This is a genomic window from Treponema sp. UBA753 (genome assembly GCF_002297325.1).
Lineage (GTDB): Bacteria > Spirochaetota > Spirochaetia > Treponematales > Treponemataceae > Treponema_D.
On record NZ_DBKJ01000082.1, the window covers coordinates 1 to 3002 of the forward strand.

Consider the following 3002-nt stretch of genomic DNA (forward strand, 5'->3'; position numbering starts at 1 on the left):
AATATATGGAAGAGATTAGCACAAAACGCAGATTTTCTCAACGCTCGTTATTTCTGATAGAAAACTTGTCCAACTCTTTTTATATGGTCAATTAAATCTTGGTTCGTGAGTTTTGAAAAAATCGATATGTCAACTTTTATTGGCAGCAAGGAATCGTCAAAATCATTCACAAGTTCTAAAAGAACAGAACTTGGAATTTCTTCTTCAATTATTGTTAAATCTATGTCAGAGCCTTCTTGGAAATTTCCTTTTGCACGGCTTCCATAAACAACAACTTTTTTTATCTGCGAATATTTTGAGAATATTTCATTTATAATTTTTTCTTGTTTTAAAGTCAGTCCAAAAGCCATTATAAATTTTTTTTCAGTGTTTCTTTTAAATTTAAAAATTCCTTATGATAATCTAAAACGCATTTATCAATTATCTGCTGAACAGAATCTTCATCATAAGCGTGGCTAGACAAATTCCTACTGGCAATCATATCCATCCAGATGTCGCCGTTTTTTATAAGCCCGACAGAATAAGCGTTTCTTATTGCATCTTTCTATCCGATTATCTGGGAAGCTGCGCCCTTGTATTCAAGAAAATCTTTTAAAACTTTCCATGAAAGTTCCTGTGTGAATTCAAAACTTTGAACAAGCCCTGTTTTTCAAGCTTGGACAAAGTTCTTTTAGATAAAAGTTCTATGGCTTCTGAAAAATTTTCCAGCACATTGCAATAGTTTTGAAATCTCTGTTTCCAGCGAATGTCCTGTTCCATAAAATTAATTCTACCAAAAACAACTTCTTTCTTCCACAAAAAATATATCGGTTTAAATTTAAACTTTACTAGAATAAGAACAAATATTATCATGTTGTTCAATGTTTAATTCAAAACGCATTTTAATTTTTACACTGATTTCATCCGCAGTTCTCTTTTCCGCCTGTCATTTTGGAACAGATGAAACTTTTGAGCTAAGCATAAAGGACACGACAAAAGACACTGCGTTTGTAATCGGATTTACATTTGATGACTCAACAAAATTGTACGCACGAATTAATCCTGGAACAATTGCAACAATAAAATGCGAGCAGGAAGTTACAAAAATTGAATTCTTTTCAGGAATAAATTTGCAGACTAAACAAATGTATTTAAAGGCAACCTACAGCCGCAGAATAAAACACACAACCACGCTTACAATTTCAGAAACTTCCGACGGAAAATATTTTGTGAAGTAGTCTGAATTAAAACCGCAGAGTAAGTGAAGCTACAACAGGCTGGTCAAAAAGATTTGAAAGCGAAATATTCGGAGCATCAGTTTCGTAATCTTTAGGCGAACCAGTTGTGTTTCCTTCTGGATTTAAAGAAAGCTGCCTTGTATACGAAGAGCCAATTTGAAAAACTGCATTTTCGTTCATTTCAAGTTTTAGTCCAAGCGCAAATCCAGTTTCGTTTACAGTTCCGTGCAGATTCCGTCCGCCGGTGTGCAGTTCACTCATGTGATCAAAATTCGCCCAGTAAAATCCGCATTTAAATCCAACAATAAGCTGCATATTTTCTGTAACGTCATAAATTGCTGAAAAAGGAACACTCACCCTCCACTCCGCGTTTCCGTTTTCTGGAATCCAGTTTGTGTTTTCTACAACTTTTCCAACACCGTTTTTTTCAAGTTCAGCAATTCTTTTGTTTACGGAATTATCCGCAGTGTTTACACAGTTGAAATTCATCATAAATGACGGACGCAAACCAAATTTTAAATTGTCAAGAATATTCCATTTCCACCCGGCCCAAAAAGAAAATCCCTGCATTGGAACAAGCCCCGAAACTTCATTCACTGCAGAAGGATATTTTAAAGTCGGCATCACGGTGTAAGTTCCTCCTGCTCCGCACATTCCGTCCGGCGAAAAATCCAACTTAAAAATAAAAGGAATTTGTGCCACGTCAAGACAAAGGGCTTTCCAGTATCTGAATTTTCCTTCAGCCTCAAATCCAATCTTAACAGGGACAGATTCAAAAGTTTTTCCGATTTCAACTTTCGGAGCAGCAGTGCCAAGCCCCTTGTAAACGTTTTTATCGAAATAACTTGCGCGCACTCCAAGCCCAAGAGACGGAATGCCTGCCATTATGCAAACATCCATGTCGGTCAGATTATGCGGCCACGGCTTGTGATTCATTATTTTTGCATTGTAACCTGCGCCCCAGTAAATTCCAAGAAAATTCACCGACCAGGCAAAATTAATAGCATCGTCATAAAGACCTGTGTGAAAATAGTAATTTCCGTCAAGCTGATTTTGCCAGTAGCGAACATCAAACATATCGCCGTACTGAGAGCGGAAAACTCCGAATGAACATTCTTCTACAGTTCCTGATGTCTGCGAAAAAATTTCAATTCCAGAAAAAATACATAAGAATGAAAAAACTCCGGCAGCCTTCCAATTTTTTAGCTTTAATCCGAACATAAATTTAAAATCCCAAAACCTTTTGCAATTTAGAAAACAGTAAAAAAAGCCAAGACAAAACGCAACCCAATGTCCAAACAATTTCTTTCGCCCAATATACTACACAAGATTTTTTTCGACAAGCAGTTTGGAGGATGCTAACGTGTACTGGCATGGGGATATTATAGCATGGATTTCAATAACAAATTATCCTTAACCTAACAGTTTCTTAATAAAAATTTTACAGTCCGCGTTTATCTTTTTTGTAAAACATAATCAAAGAGGTTTTTATGAAAAGGCAATTATTTTACGTATTGGCGGCAGCGGCAGCTTTCTTGCCGGTTTCCTGCGCTTCAACATCAAAGGCGGGAGCAGATTCATCTTCTCCGTTTGAAAAAGTCGGCTTAAATGGAAGCAAAGTTCCCTACACTGTTCTTGCAAAGACAGCAAGCGGAGTGGAAATCCAAAACGGCGGATACGGCTCGGACGCATGCGCCCATCCAACGGATTCAAGTCTATTTTATTTGTTGACAGACCGCGGACCGAACATCGACTTCAAGGGCGGAAGCGGAAAAGGAAAAATGT

Annotated in this window: 3 protein-coding genes and 2 pseudogenes; 2 read left to right on the top strand and 3 right to left on the bottom strand. The window is 37.2% G+C overall.

All coding sequences use genetic code 11. From position 1 onward, the window contains the following. Positions 1-47 precede the first annotated feature (47 nt). On the bottom strand, positions 48-350 hold the full coding sequence (locus tag B4C08_RS07325; protein ID WP_296664195.1) for a nucleotidyltransferase domain-containing protein: 303 nt from the start codon (positions 348-350) through the stop codon (positions 48-50). Beyond that, a pseudogene (locus B4C08_RS07330) lies at positions 350-637 on the bottom strand (HI0074 family nucleotidyltransferase substrate-binding subunit); the annotation flags it as partial. The pseudogene B4C08_RS07330 and the gene B4C08_RS07325, both read right to left, overlap by 1 nt. A gap of 223 nt (positions 638-860) precedes the next feature. On the opposite strand from B4C08_RS07330, the gene B4C08_RS07335 reads away from it, so the two are divergent. Next, the gene (locus tag B4C08_RS07335; protein WP_296664196.1) at positions 861-1217 is read left to right on the top strand and encodes a hypothetical protein; all 357 of its coding nucleotides are present in this window, start codon (positions 861-863) and stop codon (positions 1215-1217) included. A 6-nt stretch (positions 1218-1223) separates the two neighbouring features. On the opposite strand, the gene B4C08_RS07340 is transcribed toward B4C08_RS07335, so the two are convergent. After that, the gene (locus B4C08_RS07340) at positions 1224-2438 is read right to left on the bottom strand and encodes a hypothetical protein (protein WP_296664197.1); all 1215 of its coding nucleotides are present in this window, start codon (positions 2436-2438) and stop codon (positions 1224-1226) included. A 269-nt stretch (positions 2439-2707) separates the two neighbouring features. On the opposite strand from B4C08_RS07340, the pseudogene B4C08_RS07345 reads away from it, so the two are divergent. Continuing rightward, a pseudogene (locus B4C08_RS07345) lies at positions 2708-3002 on the top strand (esterase-like activity of phytase family protein); the annotation flags it as partial.